The organism is Lysinibacillus piscis, assembly GCF_026012395.1.
Taxonomy (GTDB): domain Bacteria; phylum Bacillota; class Bacilli; order Bacillales_A; family Planococcaceae; genus Lysinibacillus; species Lysinibacillus piscis.
On record NZ_BRZA01000011.1, the window covers coordinates 1 to 17,590 of the forward strand.

Consider the following 17,590-nt stretch of genomic DNA (forward strand, 5'->3'; position numbering starts at 1 on the left):
GCGTTAAAAGAAGCGATTGATACATATATTTGGTTCTATCATAACGAAAGGTACCAAGAAAGATTAAACGGCTTGAGCCCCTTAGAATACAGGGGGGCTCAAGCCGCATAGAATTTTTATTATTTCCGCTGTCTACTTGACAGGGAGCAGTTCAATTCAGTGATGGTATGCTGAATAGCCTTTTTTAGTTATGGGTTCATTTTAATAATCTGAAAATTTAATTGACTTCAACGTAGTATCTTTTAATACTAAAAGCTATAAAAATTTTTGCTATATGAGAAATGTTTCCAATTTACAGAAAAATAGCGAATGCGGCTGAACTGGTGGAACGATTCGCTCATTAGATACAAAGGTAAAGGTTCGAGTAGATGCTCGTCAGCACTTAGAAACGATTGTGCAAAGCATTGCTACTATGCATGGAGCAAGAGCCGAAATTTCGTGGGAGCTAGGCTGTCCATCTGTGACGAATGATAAGCAATTGACGGCATTATCCAAACAAATAGCCAGTGAGGTTGTTGGCAAAGAGGGTGTGCAAGAGCTACCTGCACCAATGTTTGGCACAGAGGATTTCGCAGATTTTTCAGAGGCTGTCCCATCATCCATGCAATTTATCGGTGTGCATAATCCAAGCTTTGGTGAAGTATTCCCACTGCATCATCCCCGCTTTAAGCTAGATGAGGATGCATTGATTTACGGTGTTCGCTATTTCGAAAATATCGCACGTACTTTATGTCCATAAAGCAAAGCAAAATGGAATTCAAACAAAAAGCGATTTAGTGCCTATACACTGAATCGCTTTTTTAAGGGTATTTAATTTAGACTATCGCTATTGTTTAGATAAAAGTAATGGTAACAGATTTTAAAGTGTTTGCTTATGAATCTTTAAAGTAAATATTTTTCCAACGCTATAGCAATCCCATCCTCATTATTAGAAAGCGTAATTTCATTGGCTAGTGCTTTTAATTCCTCTACGGCATTACCCATTGCTACACCGATGCCTGCATATTCAATAATGGAGCGGTCATTGTGGCCATCACCAAACGAAATGATTTCTGCTGCTGTTATGCCAAGGGAAGGAAGAACGCTATCGAGTGCTTTCGCCTTATCAATGCCTTTATCGGTAAACTCAAAGTAAACAGCCGCTGTAAACATGCCACTTAGTGTATCTTTAAATGGCTCGTTCATCGCTTCAGCCACTTCCTGTAAGTAGGGAGGTTCGCCAGCGATTAAGATTTTATGTAATGGAAAATCTACAAAGGCAGCTAAATCATCTATTTCACAGAGCTTAAAGTTACCACCTCGTGCCTCGTATTCGATAATATTAAAATCACCTGTTGGCAGATGTAAAATATGGTCATAGACATTGTTGACGTATAAATAATCATCCTTATCAATCATTGGCTTGACCTTGAATTGCTTAATATGCTCTAATACCTTTTTCGCATCTTCTATTGCAATTGTCTGATTGAATAAAATTTCGTTTGTGCGACAATCTGTTACACAAGCGCCATTAAAGGACACAATCAATCCTTCATATTTGTCCATTTCTAATTCTTTTACAAGCTTATGCATACCAGTTGTTGGTCTGCCAGAGGCTAAAATGACCTTAATCCCTTTTTGCTGTGCGGTCATCAGTGCTTGCTTCGTTTTGTCTGATATAACTTTTTGATCGTTTAACAAAGTACCATCAATATCTAATACAATGGCTTTAATCGTCATCTACCATTCTCCTCCTTCATATGGATGAACTAACTGCATTAATCATAGAGGATAGCATGTAGCTTGTAAATAAAATGGACTAGAAGAATGAATTTACGGGATATACGGATAGATTGCGAATCATGATTTTGTTATATTGGCAACAGATGGTATTGACTTATGTAAATATGTTGGTTAATAAGGTTATAAAAAGGTTTTTATCCAAAAAATGAAACTTATTATTCGTCAGAAACGTAGTCATAGTAACAATTGATATTGCGAGGAATCAGGAAAAAGGGAGGGCTAAATATGTCATTAAAAAAAGCAACGGAGCAGGAGCGTTTGGCGATTGGAAAGGCGGCAAGATTGAGCTGTATCTTTTATATAAGTGCACTTATTATTTGGCTTATTTATGATTTAGTCGTAACAGGTAGTTGGGAAATACAAGTGCTGTTAATTACTATAGGAAATTTAATTTTCTTTAGTAGTCAGCGTTATTTTCTAAAGAAAAATAAAGTGGCTTGAATGTAATATATGTCATACAGTAATCTTGGAGAACTGTGCTTGTTTGTTGAAATAAACTGTTTATTACATTATTTGGATTTGTGGTCATTTTGACAGACTTAAAACAAAATCATATATGGCTATGGAGTTTTTTGCTGGTGATTGGTTTATATATGCTATTTGAAGGCTTATTGCAACAAAAGCAAAGCACAGAAAAGCTATCCAAATTTTGAGTGGATAGCTTTTCTATATTTTAAAGTGCTGCTAAACGGACAACATCACGAGCAATCATCACTTCTTCATTTGTTGGAATGACGATGACCTTTACTGGTGAATGTGGATAGCTGATAAACTGCTCCTTGCCACGCACATTATTTAAAGCAGGGTCCCAATAGACGCCCATAAATTCAAGTCCACGTAAAATGCGTGCACGAGAGGCAATATCATTTTCCCCGATGCCAGCAGTAAAGATAATGGCATCTACGCCAGACATACGAGCAGCATACGAGCCAATGTATTTGTGAATGCGGTTAGCGAATATTTCAAGTGCTGTAATAGCACGTTCATTGCCTTCTTCTGCGGCTATTGATAAATCTCGTAAGTCGCTGGATAAACCTGATACGCCAAGCATCCCACTTTTTTTATTTAAAATATCAAGCACTTCATCTACTGTTTTCCCTGTTTTATCCATAATGAATGGAATTAAGGCAGGGTCAATGTTCCCAGAGCGTGTGCCCATAGCAACACCAGCTAATGGTGTAAAGCCCATTGATGTATCGATGGATTTCCCACCTTCAATGGCTGCAATACTTGCTCCATTGCCAAGATGGCATGAAATCAGACGAAGATTTTCAAGTGGGCGTCCTAATAAAGTCGCAGCACGTTCAGCTACATATTTATGCGATGTTCCATGGAAGCCATATTTTCGGATTCCATAATCTTTGTAAAATTCATAAGGCAAACTATATAAGAACGATTTTTCTGGCATTGTTTGATGGAATGCTGTATCGAATACTGCAATGGCTGGTACGTTTGGTAAGACATTACGGAAAGTGCGAATACCAATGATGTTGGCTGGATTATGAAGTGGAGCCAACTCAGAAAGTTCTTCAATTTCTGCCAGTACCATATCATCAATTATGACTGAATCATTGAATTTTTCACCACCATGTACAACACGATGACCGATACCATCAATTTCATCTAGTGATTGGACAATACCGTTTGCAATTAGCTTGGATAGCAACATTTGAACCGCAACAGTATGGTCTGGAATATCTACTATTTCTGTATCAGTAGTACCATCTAGATTAGCAATAGTAAAGATGCTATCTGTTAAACCAATTCGTTCGACGATTCCTTTTGTGAGCACAGTTTCTTGTGGCATTTCAAATAGTTGAAACTTTAATGATGAGCTTCCTGCATTGATTGCGATTATTTTAGACATGGGGTTTCCTCCTTAAAGATTGACCAAATTACTTCTATCATAGAGGATTAACATATTATCGACAAGATATTACCCTTTGCGTGAATCGCTTACAGAAAAAATATTATGTTGTCAATGTCCTCTTTTCACAGTGTATCATTTTTTCACATCAATAACGGTGCTAATATGCAACAAATTGTGGACGATTTAAGCATAAAAAAGCCTAGACACACAATGAAAGGAATGTCTAGGTAGGGATTTTGATTAAATAGAAAAATCTTCTGGGATAAAGACCTTTAGTTGCTTTGGCTTCACGAATACATGGTCACCAATGGCTAATTGTAGGTTAATGAATTGTTCCTTTGGTAGCTCAGCCTCTAAAAATTCCTCTGTATCCTCACGGCGTAGTTCAATTTGTACAATTGGTCCAAGTAAATGAATATGGCTTACTTTCGCAGGCACAGTCCCCGCAATATTTGTTTTTTCAATTTGAATATCGTGTGGACGTACATAGCCAACTGCGTGATCCTCTGTATGTGCTTCAGTATTTGGTACATCAATGGAAAACTCACCATGCATTAATTTCCCATTATGTAAGCGACCTTTAAAGAGATTGACATTACCTAAGAAATCATAGACAAATGGACTTTTTGGATTAGTATATACTTCATCTGGGCTACCGATTTGTTCAATTTTGCCGTTATTCATGACCACAATACGATCAGCCACATCTAATGCTTCCTCTTGGTCATGTGTCACGAAAATGCTTGTAATATGAAAATCATCATGTAGTTTGCGCAACCAACGACGTAATTCCTTACGCACCTTTGCATCCAGTGCACCAAATGGTTCATCTAGTAAAAGCACCTTTGGCTCAACGGCTAGTGCTCGAGCAAGTGCCACACGTTGTCGTTGTCCACCTGAGAGCTGTGTTGGGTAACGCTCTGCAAAATTTTCGAGCTTCACTAATTGTAAAAGCTCCATTACTTTATTTTTAATTTCTGCTTTAGGTGGTCGTGTTTTACGGGGGCGCACCTTTAGCCCATAAGCAACATTGTCAAAGACGGTCATATGGCGGAATAGGGCATAATGCTGAAAGACAAAGCCAACATTACGTTCCTTGGGATGACGCTCTGTCATAGATTGCCCATCAAATAATATTTCACCGACATCAGAGGTTTCTAGCCCTGCAATGACGCGTAGTAAAGAGGTTTTACCAGAACCCGATGGACCGAGAAGAGCGACTAATTCTCCTGATTGAATATGAAGTGATACATCCTGTAAAGCTTGAAAGGAACCAAATTTTTTCGATACATTTTGAATATGGATACTCATGTCCGCAATCCTCCTTTGTTAATTCGATTTTGATTTCCATGCAACTACATCTTTAATAATCAATGTGATAATCGCAAATATACTCATAATAGACGCTACGGCAAAGGCTGCTGAAAATTGATATTCATTGTATAAAATTTCAATATGAAGTGGCATCGTATTGGTCATGCCACGAATATGCCCTGAGACGACGGATACTGCACCAAACTCCCCAATTGCTCGTGCATTACAGAGAATTAGCCCATAGACAAGACCCCATTTAATATTGGGCAATGTGACATACCAAAATGTTTTCCAGCCACTAGCACCGAGCGAGATGGATGCTTCTTCCTCTGACGTGCCCTGTGTTTGCATTAATGGAATTAGCTCACGTGCCACGAAAGGCAATGTCACAAAAACGGTAGCGAGCACAATACCAGGTAAGGCAAAAACGATTTTAATATCGTTGGCAAAAAGCCAATCACCGAATACGCCTTGTGCGCCAAATAATAAAATAAAGATTAATCCCGCAATAACAGGTGAAACGGCGAACGGTAAGTCGACAATGGTAAGCAATAAATTTTTCCCTTTGAAATGAAATTTTGTTAAAGCCCAAGCGGCCATCACACCAAAAATCGCATTGAGTGGTACAGCGATAACAACCACAATCAGTGTCAGCTTAATAGCAGCCAGCGCATCTGGATGTGTGATAGCTGCAAAATAAACATCTACACCACTTTGAAAGGCTGCCGCAAAAATCGATACGAGTGGTAAGACGATAAAGAAAGATAAGAAAAGTAAGGCAATCGCTGTTAATGTATAACGAACGAAGCGTGGCTCCTGTAGTGCAGCAGATTTCGTCGCAGTAGGAGCCGATTTTTGTAAAAATGTAGATTGTTCCATATTGACCTCCTAATGGACAAAGCGACGATTTGCTAGCCATTGTATGATATTAATCGTAAATAATAAAACAAAGGATGTCACCAGCATGACAACAGCAATAGCGGTAGCTCCTGCATAATCATATTGCTCAAGCTTTGTCATAATAAGCAAAGGTGTAATTTCTGTTTTCATCGGCATATTGCCAGCGATAAAAACAACGGAGCCATACTCGCCAAGTGCGCGGGCAAAGGCTAAGGAAAAGCCTGTTAAAATCGCTGGAATCAGCTCTGGAAAAATAACCTTCCAAATTGTTTGCCATCTTGTAGCGCCTAGACTAGCAGATGCTTCTTCAACTTCAACCTGAATATTTTGTAGAACAGGTTGTACAGTGCGCACAACAAATGGTAGCCCAATAAATGTAAGGGCGATAATAATACCGAGTGGTGTAAAGGCAATTTTAAAATCGAAAAATTGCCCAATCCAGCCTTTTGGTGCATAGAGAGAGGTTAAAGCAATCCCTGCGACAGCCGTTGGTAAGGCAAAGGGTAAATCGACTAGTCCATCTATCAATCGTTTGAAAGGAAATTGATACCGTACAAGCACCCAAGCAATAATTGTGCCAAATAGCGCATTGATTAAACCAGCAGCCAGTGCCGTGCCGAAGCTTATTTTGTAAGAAGCAACAACACGACGGTCTGTGATAATATGCCAAAATTCCTGCCAGCTTAAAGACATCGTTTGGAGAAAAATCATCGATAGTGGTAAGACGACTAATAAACTAACATAGAGCATTGTATAGCCTAAAGAAAGGTGGAAGCCTGGAATAATGCGACGTGATTTTTTATTGATTGTTAAACTGCTCATTCATTAGGTCTCCTTATTGAGGTACATAAATTTCATCGAATGTACCACCATCTTTGAAATGCTTTGTTTGAGCTTCTTGCCAGCCACCAAAATCATCGATGGATACAAGCTCAAGCTGTGGGAATTGATCTTGATATTTAGCTAAAATTTCTTCATTGCGAGGACGATAGTAATTTTTGGCTGCAATTTCTTGCCCCTCTTTGCTATATAAATGTTTTAAATAAGCTTCTGCTACCTCACGAGTACCGTGTTTATCAACAATTTTGTCCACTACTGCAACAGGAGGCTCAGCTAAAATACTCAAAGAAGGTGTCACGATTTCAAATTCATCTTTGTTTTGTTCTTGTAAGGATAAATAGGCTTCATTTTCCCATGCAATTAGCACATCCCCAATTTCTCGCTCGACAAATGTTGTCGTTGCCCCACGAGCTCCAGAGTCAAGTACCTCTACATTGCTATATAAAGATTTCATAAATTTTTTGATTTGCGCTTCATCATTGTCATATAATTTCGCCGCATATGCCCAAGCAGCTAAATAATTCCAACGTGCGCCACCAGATGTTTTTGGGTTTGGTGTAATAACAGATACATCATCTTTCGTTAAATCACGCCAATCTTTAATGCCTTTTGGGTTGCCCTTGCGCACTAAAAAGACAATAGTTGAAGTATACGGAGTAGAGTTATTATCGAATTCCGTTTGCCAATCTTTGTTTAATAAATCGCGAGCTTGTGCGATTTCATCAATATCGTAAGCAAGTGCCAATGTGACCACATCAGCCTCTAAGCCATCAATGACTGCTCGCCCTTGTTTACCAGAGCCACCATGTGATTGGTTAATGGTAACGGTTTGCCCTGTTTCCTCCTTCCATTTTTGTGCGAAATCTTTGTTGAATTCATCGTAAAGCTCACGAGTTGGATCGTAAGACACATTGAATAGCTCGATGGCTTTTTCTTTTTCGCCACTATCTGCACTTTTGTCTGAGGAGCTGCTATTGCAGCCTGTTAGCGCCAATGTTAAAGTCGATAGCAACGCTAGTGATTGTAAAAAATGTTTTCTTTTGCTCATGAAAAATCGCTCCTTTTTGTTGAAAAATAAAAAAGACCATTTATCTTGATTGAAAATAAGATAATGGCCTTCAGTTTCTCTGATCAGCATGTTATGTGTGATATGTTTCTATACATTAAACGTACATTTCCGATTAGTCAACAAGGAATTTAAAAAATTTTAATTCGTGTCGTTAATATATGTCCACAATAGAGGGAATGTGATAGAAAAATGTATCATTTATAAAAAAATTAAAAACCTAGTTGACTACTTGGTGTACTGTGGTATATATTTGTTAATAAGAAAAATGATTGCGACATGAGGTAGCAAATACCAGTGTGTAATCATAGAATAGTAGGCTGACTAGTAAAACTAGAGGCGTTTTAGCACAGGCATATGTGGAGTAGTGTGTCTTATGTTAAAACGCCTTTTTGATTAAGTGGGGGGATTTTATGTTAACTTATGCAACTTGGAAGGAGCCGACCATTGATTTTGAGGTCGATGACACATATAAGGCTGCATTGGATGTTTTAAAATGGAGCTATGCACAATATGGAGAAGAAATTGTCTACGCATGTAGCTTTGGTATTGAAGGCATTGTCTTGATTGATTTAATTGCTAAAGTAAAACCCGATGCAACGATTGTTTTTTTAGATACAGATGTGCACTTTAAAGAAACGTATCAAACGATTGAGCGTGTGAAAGAGAAATATCCACAGCTTAATATTGTGATGAAAAAACCAGCACTTACATTAGAAGAGCAGGCTGCACAATATGGAGATGAGCTGTGGAAGTCTAATCCAAATAAATGCTGTGATATTCGTAAAATTGTACCCTTACATGAAGCATTATCTGGCGCAAAGGCTTGGATTTCAGGTTTACGTCGTGAGCAGTCACCATCACGTCAGCATACCAATTTTTTAAATAAAGACGATAAATTCAAATCCATTAAAATTTGCCCTCTGATTCATTGGACATGGAAGGATGTTTGGCGTTATGTCTCCAAGCATGACTTGCCATATAATCCATTACACGACCAAGGTTATCCAAGCATCGGCTGTGAGCATTGCACAAAGCCTGCCTTTACAATGGAGGATTTACGCTCAGGTAGATGGCAAGGCTCTGGCAAAACAGAATGCGGCTTACATGGATAAAGGAGGTTTGCCATGCTTGAATATATTGCAATAGCGATTAGTTTATTTTTTGCCATGAATATCGGTGCTAGCGGTGCGGCAGCCTCCATGGGGGTTGCTTACGGTGCTGGTGCGATTAAAAAAGCATGGCAGGCATTGCTCATTTGTGCCATTGGGGTTTTCAGTGGTGCAGTGCTTGGTGGTGGTGAGGTGGTCAAAACGATTAGCTCAGGAATTATGCCACAGGATTACATCACAGTGAAAGTAGTTATTATTATTTTAATTTCTGCGACTAGCTCCTTATTCTTTGCTAACTTATTGGGTATTCCATTATCGACGAGTGAGGTAACAGTTGGTGCCGTTGTTGGTGTAGGGATTGCCTACAAAGTACTGTATGTTAAATCATTGCTTGTCATTATGGCTTTTTGGGTAATTGTGCCGATTGTTGCCTTTGTGATTGCGCTACTATTTGGTAAAGGCTTATATAAATTGCAAGCTAAAGGATTTTTAAAGGATCGTCCAATTTTGACTATTTTGTTGATAGCTGCTGGATTTTTTGAAGCTTTCTCAGCAGGGATGAACAATGTAGCAAATGCGGTAGGACCACTTGTAGGTGCGGGCATGATGGAAGTGAATACTGGTATTGTACTTGGCGGTGCATTCGTGGCACTTGGTGCTATATTAATGGGTAAACGAGTGCTTGAAACAAATGGTAAAAAAATTGTTCGTTTTGAAAAGGCGGAAGGGATACTGATTTCTAGTACAGGGGCGTTATTAGTCGGAATTAGTTCTATTTTTGGTCTTCCTGTACCATTAACACAAGTGACATCCTCTTCAATTATTGGACTAGGGATGGCAAAGGGCGGTACGCAAATTTTTCATAAGCATATTGTGAAGAAAATTATTCGTATTTGGATCGTATCACCGATTTTTTCATTAGCTATTTCTTATTTCCTTGTACAATTATTTTTGGAAAAAGATTTATATGCCATTTTATTAGTAGGTAGTGTCATTATTGGAACATTAGGTGTTATTAGCTTAATGAAAACGATACGTGAAGAAGAACGTTCAATTTATGATGCTGGTGAGGGAATTTAACGCTATTAAAGCATAGTAATTTAATCATATTAGGAGGAATTTTAAATGAGTTTACAACCACATGGCGGAAAGTTAGTGCAAGCATATAATCCAGAGAAGGATACAACGGCTATTGTCAAAGAGATTGCGTTAGATGCGATTTCGTTAAGCGATTTAGAGTTGATTGGTATTGGTGGCTATAGCCCAATCGAAGGCTTTTTAACACAAGAGGATTATGTATCCGTTGTTGAACGTACACGTTTAGCATCAGATGTTGTGTGGAGTATTCCGATTACATTGCCTGTAACAAAAGAAGTAGCGGCTACATTACAGGTTGGAGAAGAAGCGAAATTAGTATATGACAATACTGTATATGGCGTGATTGAAATTGCGGATATTTATGAGCCAGATAAGAAGAAAGAAGCATTGCTTGTTTATGGCACAGAAGATTTAGAGCATCCAGGTGTGAAAAAATTACATGAACGCCCAGCTGTTTATATAGGTGGTAAAATTACATTAATCAAACGTTTAGAGCAAAAATTCCCTACATATTCCTTTGACCCTGCTGAAACACGTCAGTTATTTGCAGATAAAGGCTGGAAAACGATTGTAGGTTTCCAAACACGTAACCCTGTCCATCGTGCACATGAATATATTCAAAAAGCAGCATTAGAAACAATTGATGGTCTATTTTTAAATCCGCTTGTAGGAGAAACAAAATCGGACGATGTATCAGCAGCTATTCGTATGGAAAGCTATGAAGTATTATTGGCAAACTACTATCCACAAAATCGTGTGCAATTAGGTGTATTCCCAGCGGCAATGCGTTATGCAGGACCAAAAGAAGCTATTTTCCATGCACTTGTTCGCAAAAATTATGGCTGTACACATTTCATCGTAGGGCGTGACCATGCAGGTGTAGGCGATTATTATGGCACATATGATGCCCAAAAAATCTTTGAACAATTTACAGCAGATGAATTAGGGATTGTGCCATTGAAATTTGAGCATAGCTTCTATTGCACGAAATGTGAGGGCATGGCAACAACAAAAACGTGCCCACATGATAAATCAGCACATGTCATTTTATCAGGTACAAAAGTACGTGAAATGTTGCGTAATGGTGAAGTACCACCAGTAACATTTAGCCGTCAAGAAGTTGTGGAAGTATTAATTCGTGGTATGCGTCAGGAGGTTGTTTCACAGTGAGTTCAAATATTGTTTGGCATGAGGCATCCATTACAAAAGAGGAGCGCCGTTCTCAAAACAAGCATCAAAGCTTTATTTTATGGTTTACAGGGTTATCAGCATCAGGCAAATCATCCGTAGCAAATGCCTTTGCACGTCGTCTATTTGAGCGTGGCAATCAATCCTTTGTATTGGACGGGGATAATGTACGTCATGGTTTAAATAAAGATTTAGGCTTTGATGAAGTCAGTCGCAAGGAAAATATTCGCCGTATTGGTGAAGTATCGAAGCTTTTTGTGGAAAGTGGACAGATTGTGTTGACAGCCTTTATCTCACCTTATCGTGAGGATCGCCAAGTTGTACGTGAATTGGTGCAGGATGGTGAATTTTTAGAAGTATTCGTGAAATGCTCTGTAGAAACATGTGAGCAGCGTGATCCAAAGGGGCTTTATAAAAAAGCACGCAATGCAGAAATTCCAAATTTCACAGGTATTAGTGCACCTTATGAAGAGCCTGAGCAACCAGAAATTACATTAGATACAGAAAACTATACGATTGAACAATGTGTAGAGCAGTTGACGGATATTTTAACAGCAAAAGGGTATATCAAATAATAAAAACCTGCTCGGGCACAAAGCCAGAGCAGGTTTTTGGTTGTTATTGAATTCCCTGTTCTTTTTTCATACGCTCAATCTCAGGACCTAAATCATCACGCACAGTGCCTTTCCATGGCTTAACACCTGCAATATAGGAGGAGCGTGTCATAATATGCCCTCCAACAGGTCCCGTTATAAAGAGAAATAAAATCCCTAATAAAATACGAGGATTAAAATGGTCTTCAATTAACCAAAAATGTAGGAATACACCAATTAATATACACATTACCCCAAGTGTAGCGCTTTTGGAAGCGGCATGTGCTCTTGTATATAAATCAGGTAAACGAACAAGACCAATAGCCGTCACCACAATAAAAATAACCCCAATTGTAATAAATAAAATAACTACACTATTTGTGAGAATCATCACGTTTTAAAATATCTCCTTTCTCTATAAATTTAGAGAAGGCGACTGTACCGATAAACGATAAAATCGCTAGCAATAGCACGATTTCTAAGAAGAAGCTTGTTTCACCTAAAATAGAAAATAGGCCGATTAATGATACAACGGATATGCCTAATGAATCGAGGGCAACGACACGGTCTGAAACAGACGGTCCTTTTACCATACGATAAATAACCGCAATCATGGATAAGCAAATCACTACAATGGCTATGCTGATAAAGATTGTCATGATTCACTCACCTCCAATATCGCTTTTTCAAACGAATTACGAATAGCAGCAATCGCCTCATCCACATCACTAATATCAATAGCATGAACATATAACGTTTTAGCATCATCAGATACATGAACTACAACTGTGCCAGGTGTTAACGTAATCAAACTTGATAGCAATGTAATTTCCCATTCCTTTGTAAGTACAGTAGGATAGGCAAAGAACGCAGGCTGCATATCTAATTTTGGCTTTAACACAACCTTTAACACTTGGATATTGGCAAGCACTAATTCTTTCAGAAAGAGCATTGTTAATTTTACTAATGCCCATACACGGTAGATGTACAGACGAGTTTCTAAAAAGCGACGCATGGCGAATAGCAGCACAATGCCTAGTAAATAACCAATGATAAATCCTGTACTCGTATAATTGGAGGACAGGAACATCCACACGAAGGCAAGAGCGAAATTTAAAAATAGTTGTAATGACATCGACGCTACTCCCCCTTTAACACAGCATCTATATAAATAGATGGGTCAGATAATAGTTTGGCTGCATCATCCATAAAAGGAGTTATCCATTCAGCACCAACACCATACACAATGGAAATGAAGACAACGAAAATCGTTGGTATAAATAATGTACGATATGTTTTTTTATCCATTGTTTGCTGTGTATGTGTAGGCTGTTCTTGTCCCCAAAAAGCGTAAACAAAAATGCGAATAACAGAAAGTAAGACAAGCAAAGAAGAAGCTAAAATAAAAACACTACTCCACATATTGCCCGCTTCAAAGCCACCTTTCGCAATTAATAACTTCCCGATAAAGCCACTTAAAGGTGGAATCCCAGCTAAACCGAATGCGGCGATTAAATAGCTCCAGCCAAGAACAGGATATTTTTTCAACAAACCACCCATTTTTCGTAAATCCGATGTACCTGTAATGGTGATGATCATACCAATTAGCATAAAGAGAGCTGCTTTAATGAGCATATCATGGACAAGGTAAAACATCGCTCCTTTTAAAGCTGTCTCATTCATTTGGGCTACACCAAATAAAATCACACCAACGGCAATGACGATATTGTAAATAATAATTTGTTTTACATCAAAGTAAGCAAGTGCGCCAATACAACCTGCAATAATCGTGAAAATCGCTAACACCATCAGTAATTGATGGGTAAAGCCTAAATCATGGACGAAAAACAAGGTATAGGTACGCATAATTGAATAAATACCGACCTTTGTCAGCAATGCACCAAACAATGTGAGTACAGGAATGGGTGCTGCGTGATAAGAAGTTGGTAGCCAAAAATACAGTGGAAAAATAGCAGCCTTTAGACCAAATACCATAAGAAACAATACAGCAATAACGGTAATAATCCCTGGCTGGTGAATAGCAGCTATTTTGCTAGCAATATCGGCCATATTCAATGTTCCCACAACAGAGTAAAGGAAAGCGACTGTAATGACAAATAAGGCAGATGAAATGACATTAATCAAAATATATTTAATAGAGCCCTTTAACTGCTCTTTTTCACCACCAAGTACAATTAATAAATAGGAGGACATTAATAACACTTCAAAGAACACGAAAAGGTTAAAAATATCACCTGTTGTAAAAGCACCATTTACACCAGTCACAATAAACATCACGCCAGGATAATAAAAGAAACGTTCACGTTCTTTATTAATAGAGCCAAAGCCGTACCAAATCACAAAAAAGGCAATAAGTAATGTTGTGGTAACAAGCAATGTAGATACCATATCAGCCACCATTGTAATGCCAAATGGTACAGGCCAATTACCAAATGTCACAAGCTGAATGCCATCCGTTTTGACTTTAAATAGTAAAGAAATAGCAGATAGTAAGGCAAGTCCAATACCGATTAATGCGAAAGAACGTTGGTAGACAAGTTTACGCTGTCCAAAGATTAAAAGCATACCAAAGAAAAATGGAATGATAATCGGTAAGAGTAGGAAGTTATTCAAGCTCATCACTTCCTTTCAGTAAACTTAAATCATCTGTTCCTAAATCCTGATAAGTTCGATAAGCAAGCACAAGGAAGAAGGCTGTTACGCCAAAGCTAATGACAATGGCTGTTAAAATGAGTGCCTGTGGTAATGGATCAGCAAAGTCTCGTGCACCGTCTGTTAAAACAGGTGGTGCTTCACCGCCAAGTCCACCCATCGTTAAAATCAATAAATGTGCACCATGACTTAATAAACCAGTGCCGATAATAATACGCAATAAACTTTTCGATAACAGTAAATAAGTAGCTGCCATGAACAAAAAGCCGATGACAAATGCTAAAAGTATTTCCATTAGTCATCCTCTCCAATTCGTTGAATAATGGTCATTGTTACACCAACAACAACTAAATACACACCAGCATCAAAAAGCATGGCTGTATGCAAAGATGTTTTACCGATTAATGGTAAAGTGAAGTAATCAAAGAAATGTGTAAAAAATGGTTTACCGATAAACATCGGAAATGCTGCTGTGCCTAAAGCCAATAATAAGCCTGTCGCAATGAGGTGAATATAATTAATCGGCAGCACCGTACGCACCGTATTCAAATCATAGGCAAGTACGAGTAATACGATAGCACTAGATGTTAAGAGTCCACCGACAAAGCCGCCACCAGGTGTATAGTGGCCAGCCATAAAAATATGAATGGAGAAGAAGAAAATAATGAAAAAGACAATTTTCGCTGTGAATTGAATAATCACATCATTTGTTTTCATGCTGTCCCTCCTTTTTCCCCATTCGTAGCTTAATCATTGCCAATATTGCCATTCCCGCAATACTTAACACGGTAATTTCAAATAATGTATCGAAGCCACGATAATCCACTAAAATCACATTGACGATATTGCCACCACCTGCTAAATCATGAACTGTTTCCTCATAATATTTTGCAATAGACGGCACTAGCTTTTGCGAGTGTGCAGATAATGCAACAAGTGTGACCATACAACCAACTGCTACAGAAATAAGGATACGGCCTATTTTAAATGGAGCTGTAGCACTTTTTCTTTTTATTTCAGGCAGGTGATAGAAAACAAGTAAAAATAGGGCAACTGAAATCGTTTCAATGACGAGTTGTGTTAAAGCTAAATCGGGTGCATTAAAAATGACGAAAAATAAGGCTACTGTATAACCAACCGCACCAAGTCCGATAATGGCTGCTAAACGTGATTTAACTAACATAGTCATAATGGTCGCAATCACCAATACGATGATTAAAATAATATGATATGGATGAATCGGTGCGACATCATCGAATGAAACCGTGAAAGCATCTTTAAAAATTAAAGAGGCGATGACGATGATGGCAATACTACCGAGCATATAGAGTAAATAATGGCGCATGGAGCCAATCATATAACGACGAGATAGACGATTTAAGCCGACATCTAAACCTACCATGAATTTGTCATAAGCATTATTCAATGTAAAGGTCTGTGGAAAATGCTGATAAATGCTTTGCCATTTTGGTAATGACACAAATAAGAGCACTCCTATAAGAACAATACCAATCGTCATCAATAGTTCGGGTGTCAGCCCATGCCATGCAGCTACATGAATATCAACTGCTGCTGGTGTATCATATAAAAATGGCTGTATCGCTTGTACAGCAGGTTTGACAAACATATCCCCAATGACGTTTGGAATAAAGAAAATCACAATCACGAACAAAGCTAACAACATGGGCGCAATAAGCATACCAATTGGCGCTTCATGTGGTTTACGTGGTAGCTGTTCAGGCTTGTAATGCCCAGCAAATGTTTTAAACACAAAATAAAAGCTATAAACAAATGTAAAAATACTTGCAAGCCAAGCGACAATTGGGAAAAGTGTTCCCCATGTATCAAAGCCAAAAAAGTCAAAATTGCGTAAAGCAAGCATAGCTGTTAAAAACATTTCTTTACTTAAAAATCCATTAAATGGTGGTAATCCAGCCATGGAAAAACTACCAATCGCTGCTATTGTAAAGCTAAGTGGCATCATACTCATTAAACCACCTAATTTACGAATATCCCGAGTGCCTGTTTCATGGTCGATAATACCAGCAATCATAAATAAGCTGCCTTTAAATGTGGCATGATTAATCAAATGGAATATCGCTGCGAATGCGGCATATTTGATTGCTTCAGGTGCATTTTGACTATGAATCGCTACAGCACTTGCCCCAAGTAGAGACATAATTAAACCGAGCTGACTAACGGTTGAAAAAGCTAAAATGCCCTTTAAGTCTGTTTGTTTCACTGCAAAGAATGAACCCCAGAATAATGTGACAATGCCGATTCCTGTGACAAGCCATATCCATAATTCTGAAATGGCAAAAATCGGTGTGAAGCGTGCAACTAAATAAATGCCTGCTTTGACCATTGTGGCAGAATGAAGATAGGCACTAACAGGTGTCGGTGCTTCCATTGCATCAGGTAACCAAATATAAAATGGAAATTGCGCAGACTTTGTAAAAGCCCCTAGTAATAATAGTATGAGTGCCCAGGTAAAGAACGGGTGCTGTGCTAGGTCAGGCATCATTCCGATTAATTCACGAATAGAATACGTGTTGCCCATAATGGATAGTAGGATAAAGGAACCGAGCATCATTAATCCACCACCAACAGTAATCATCATCGATTTTAATGCCCCAAAGCGAGAGGCATCTCGTGTATACCAATAGCCGATGAGTAAAAAAGATGAAATCGAAGTGAGCTCCCAAAAGAAATAAAGTGTTATGAGATGGTCAGATTGCACAACACCTAGCATGGCAGACATAAACAATAATAAATAAACATAAAAATTGTGAAGCTTTTCTTTCTGCTTATCCAAATAAAAAATCGAGTACAGTACAACTAATGAGCCAATACCTGTAATGAGTAATGAAAATAATAGGCTAAGCCCATCTAAATAAGAGACAAACACAATATCGAGTGAAGGAATCCATGGAAGTGTTGCTGAAAATACGTCACCTTCCATCACCTTTGCAATATATGTACTATAAATGATAGCAAGTGTCACAGGTACTGCTAGAACAAACCAGCCTGTATGAATGTTTTTCATGATTTTATAGAAAAACGGCACAAGTATAGCCGCAAGCATAGGAATAAAAATAGTAAGCACTTGTAACATGAAAGCCCTCCTTTACACGCAGAATAAATTAAGTATAAC

Annotated in this window: 20 protein-coding genes; 7 read left to right on the forward strand and 13 right to left on the reverse strand. The window is 38.3% G+C overall.

Annotation, left to right across the window (positions count from 1 at the left end; genetic code table 11):
* Both OPF91_RS18430 and OPF91_RS18435 read left to right on the forward strand, forming a co-directional pair.
* The coding region (locus OPF91_RS18430; protein WP_264987885.1) for an IS3 family transposase at positions 1-111 on the forward strand (111 nt) is incomplete at its 5' end.
* A gap of 283 nt (positions 112-394) precedes the next feature.
* Entirely contained in the window at positions 395-739 is a 345-nt protein-coding gene (locus OPF91_RS18435) for a M20/M25/M40 family metallo-hydrolase (protein WP_373877072.1), read from the forward strand.
* 143 nt (positions 740-882) lie between these two features.
* Here the strand turns inward: OPF91_RS18435 and OPF91_RS18440 are convergent, their stop codons facing one another.
* The gene (locus OPF91_RS18440; RefSeq protein WP_264990402.1) at positions 883-1,719 is read right to left on the reverse strand and encodes a Cof-type HAD-IIB family hydrolase; all 837 of its coding nucleotides are present in this window, start codon (positions 1,717-1,719) and stop codon (positions 883-885) included.
* Positions 1,720-2,007: 288 nt separating this feature from the next.
* Between OPF91_RS18440 and OPF91_RS18445 the strand changes: the two genes are divergently transcribed.
* Positions 2,008-2,223: a hypothetical protein gene (locus OPF91_RS18445; RefSeq protein ID WP_264990403.1), complete on the forward strand. Its 216-nt coding sequence runs from the start codon at positions 2,008-2,010 to the stop codon at positions 2,221-2,223.
* A 232-nt stretch (positions 2,224-2,455) separates the two neighbouring features.
* Here the strand turns inward: OPF91_RS18445 and OPF91_RS18450 are convergent, their stop codons facing one another.
* The 5 genes from OPF91_RS18450 to OPF91_RS18470 all read right to left on the reverse strand — a co-directional run bounded on the left by OPF91_RS18450 (position 2,456) and on the right by OPF91_RS18470 (position 7,754).
* A complete protein-coding gene (locus OPF91_RS18450) occupies positions 2,456-3,649 on the reverse strand; it encodes an acetate kinase (protein ID WP_264990404.1) in 1,194 nt (397 codons plus the stop codon).
* Positions 3,650-3,892: 243 nt separating this feature from the next.
* Entirely contained in the window at positions 3,893-4,963 is a 1,071-nt protein-coding gene (locus OPF91_RS18455; protein WP_264990405.1) for a sulfate/molybdate ABC transporter ATP-binding protein, read from the reverse strand.
* Positions 4,964-4,981: 18 nt separating this feature from the next.
* The gene (gene cysW, locus OPF91_RS18460; protein WP_264990406.1) at positions 4,982-5,845 is read right to left on the reverse strand and encodes a sulfate ABC transporter permease subunit CysW; all 864 of its coding nucleotides are present in this window, start codon (positions 5,843-5,845) and stop codon (positions 4,982-4,984) included.
* Between the two features lie 9 nt (positions 5,846-5,854).
* Positions 5,855-6,688 (reverse strand): sulfate ABC transporter permease subunit CysT, encoded by an 834-nt coding sequence (gene cysT, locus OPF91_RS18465; protein WP_264990407.1) that lies wholly within the window; start codon positions 6,686-6,688, stop codon positions 5,855-5,857.
* Positions 6,689-6,701: 13 nt separating this feature from the next.
* Positions 6,702-7,754: a sulfate ABC transporter substrate-binding protein gene (locus tag OPF91_RS18470; RefSeq protein WP_264990408.1), complete on the reverse strand. Its 1,053-nt coding sequence runs from the start codon at positions 7,752-7,754 to the stop codon at positions 6,702-6,704.
* Between the two features lie 431 nt (positions 7,755-8,185).
* On the opposite strand from OPF91_RS18470, the gene OPF91_RS18475 reads away from it, so the two are divergent.
* Genes OPF91_RS18475 through cysC form a run of 4 tightly spaced genes read left to right on the forward strand, consistent with a single transcriptional unit; the run spans position 8,186 to position 11,745 of the window.
* Positions 8,186-8,887 (forward strand): phosphoadenylyl-sulfate reductase, encoded by a 702-nt coding sequence (locus tag OPF91_RS18475; protein WP_264990409.1) that lies wholly within the window; start codon positions 8,186-8,188, stop codon positions 8,885-8,887.
* A 12-nt stretch (positions 8,888-8,899) separates the two neighbouring features.
* A complete protein-coding gene (cysP, locus tag OPF91_RS18480; protein WP_264990410.1) occupies positions 8,900-9,964 on the forward strand; it encodes a sulfate permease in 1,065 nt (354 codons plus the stop codon).
* 45 nt (positions 9,965-10,009) lie between these two features.
* Entirely contained in the window at positions 10,010-11,152 is a 1,143-nt protein-coding gene (gene sat, locus OPF91_RS18485; protein WP_264990411.1) for a sulfate adenylyltransferase, read from the forward strand.
* Complete coding sequence (gene cysC, locus OPF91_RS18490) at positions 11,149-11,745, forward strand: adenylyl-sulfate kinase (protein ID WP_264990412.1); 597 nt, start codon at positions 11,149-11,151, stop codon at positions 11,743-11,745. Before sat ends, cysC begins: the two co-directional genes overlap by 4 nt.
* 43 nt (positions 11,746-11,788) lie before the next feature.
* Here cysC and mnhG read toward each other — a convergent pair whose 3' ends face one another.
* From mnhG to OPF91_RS18525, 7 genes are read right to left on the reverse strand one after another with little or no spacing between them, the layout of a single operon-like run.
* Complete coding sequence (gene mnhG, locus OPF91_RS18495; RefSeq protein ID WP_264990413.1) at positions 11,789-12,157, reverse strand: monovalent cation/H(+) antiporter subunit G; 369 nt, start codon at positions 12,155-12,157, stop codon at positions 11,789-11,791.
* Positions 12,138-12,422, reverse strand: coding sequence for a Na(+)/H(+) antiporter subunit F1 (locus tag OPF91_RS18500; protein WP_264990414.1), 285 nt, complete (start codon positions 12,420-12,422; stop codon positions 12,138-12,140). The genes mnhG and OPF91_RS18500 overlap by 20 nt, the downstream gene beginning before the upstream one ends.
* Entirely contained in the window at positions 12,419-12,898 is a 480-nt protein-coding gene (locus tag OPF91_RS18505) for a Na+/H+ antiporter subunit E (protein ID WP_264990415.1), read from the reverse strand. Before OPF91_RS18505 ends, OPF91_RS18500 begins: the two co-directional genes overlap by 4 nt.
* Before the next feature lie 5 nt (positions 12,899-12,903).
* Positions 12,904-14,397 carry a Na+/H+ antiporter subunit D gene (locus OPF91_RS18510; protein ID WP_309297450.1) on the reverse strand — a complete coding sequence of 498 codons (1,494 nt, stop codon included), beginning with the start codon at positions 14,395-14,397 and terminating at the stop codon, positions 12,904-12,906.
* Positions 14,390-14,731: a Na(+)/H(+) antiporter subunit C gene (locus tag OPF91_RS18515; RefSeq protein ID WP_264990417.1), complete on the reverse strand. Its 342-nt coding sequence runs from the start codon at positions 14,729-14,731 to the stop codon at positions 14,390-14,392. Before OPF91_RS18515 ends, OPF91_RS18510 begins: the two co-directional genes overlap by 8 nt.
* Complete coding sequence (locus tag OPF91_RS18520; protein ID WP_264990418.1) at positions 14,731-15,153, reverse strand: Na(+)/H(+) antiporter subunit B; 423 nt, start codon at positions 15,151-15,153, stop codon at positions 14,731-14,733. The genes OPF91_RS18515 and OPF91_RS18520 overlap by 1 nt, the downstream gene beginning before the upstream one ends.
* Positions 15,140-17,551, reverse strand: coding sequence for a Na+/H+ antiporter subunit A (locus OPF91_RS18525; RefSeq protein WP_264990419.1), 2,412 nt, complete (start codon positions 17,549-17,551; stop codon positions 15,140-15,142). Before OPF91_RS18525 ends, OPF91_RS18520 begins: the two co-directional genes overlap by 14 nt.
* Positions 17,552-17,590: the final 39 nt, after the last annotated feature.

Bases quoted from the DNA above. Each gene is read 5' to 3' on its own strand.
- cysT (WP_264990407.1), bottom strand. From the start codon at position 6,688: ATGAGCAGTTTAACAATCAATAAAAAATCACGTCGCATTATTCCAGGC.
- OPF91_RS18470 (WP_264990408.1), bottom strand. From the start codon at position 7,754: ATGAGCAAAAGAAAACATTTTTTACAATCACTAGCGTTGCTATCGACT.
- sat (WP_264990411.1), top strand. From the start codon at position 10,010: ATGAGTTTACAACCACATGGCGGAAAGTTAGTGCAAGCATATAATCCA.
- OPF91_RS18450 (WP_264990404.1), bottom strand. From the start codon at position 3,649: ATGTCTAAAATAATCGCAATCAATGCAGGAAGCTCATCATTAAAGTTT.
- cysP (WP_264990410.1), top strand. From the start codon at position 8,900: ATGCTTGAATATATTGCAATAGCGATTAGTTTATTTTTTGCCATGAAT.
- OPF91_RS18440 (WP_264990402.1), bottom strand. From the start codon at position 1,719: ATGACGATTAAAGCCATTGTATTAGATATTGATGGTACTTTGTTAAAC.
- OPF91_RS18525 (WP_264990419.1), bottom strand. From the start codon at position 17,551: ATGTTACAAGTGCTTACTATTTTTATTCCTATGCTTGCGGCTATACTT.
- cysW (WP_264990406.1), bottom strand. From the start codon at position 5,845: ATGGAACAATCTACATTTTTACAAAAATCGGCTCCTACTGCGACGAAA.
- OPF91_RS18500 (WP_264990414.1), bottom strand. From the start codon at position 12,422: ATGACAATCTTTATCAGCATAGCCATTGTAGTGATTTGCTTATCCATG.
- OPF91_RS18475 (WP_264990409.1), top strand. From the start codon at position 8,186: ATGTTAACTTATGCAACTTGGAAGGAGCCGACCATTGATTTTGAGGTC.
- OPF91_RS18515 (WP_264990417.1), bottom strand. From the start codon at position 14,731: ATGGAAATACTTTTAGCATTTGTCATCGGCTTTTTGTTCATGGCAGCT.
- OPF91_RS18455 (WP_264990405.1), bottom strand. From the start codon at position 4,963: ATGAGTATCCATATTCAAAATGTATCGAAAAAATTTGGTTCCTTTCAA.
- OPF91_RS18505 (WP_264990415.1), bottom strand. From the start codon at position 12,898: ATGTCATTACAACTATTTTTAAATTTCGCTCTTGCCTTCGTGTGGATG.
- OPF91_RS18520 (WP_264990418.1), bottom strand. From the start codon at position 15,153: ATGAAAACAAATGATGTGATTATTCAATTCACAGCGAAAATTGTCTTT.
- OPF91_RS18445 (WP_264990403.1), top strand. From the start codon at position 2,008: ATGTCATTAAAAAAAGCAACGGAGCAGGAGCGTTTGGCGATTGGAAAG.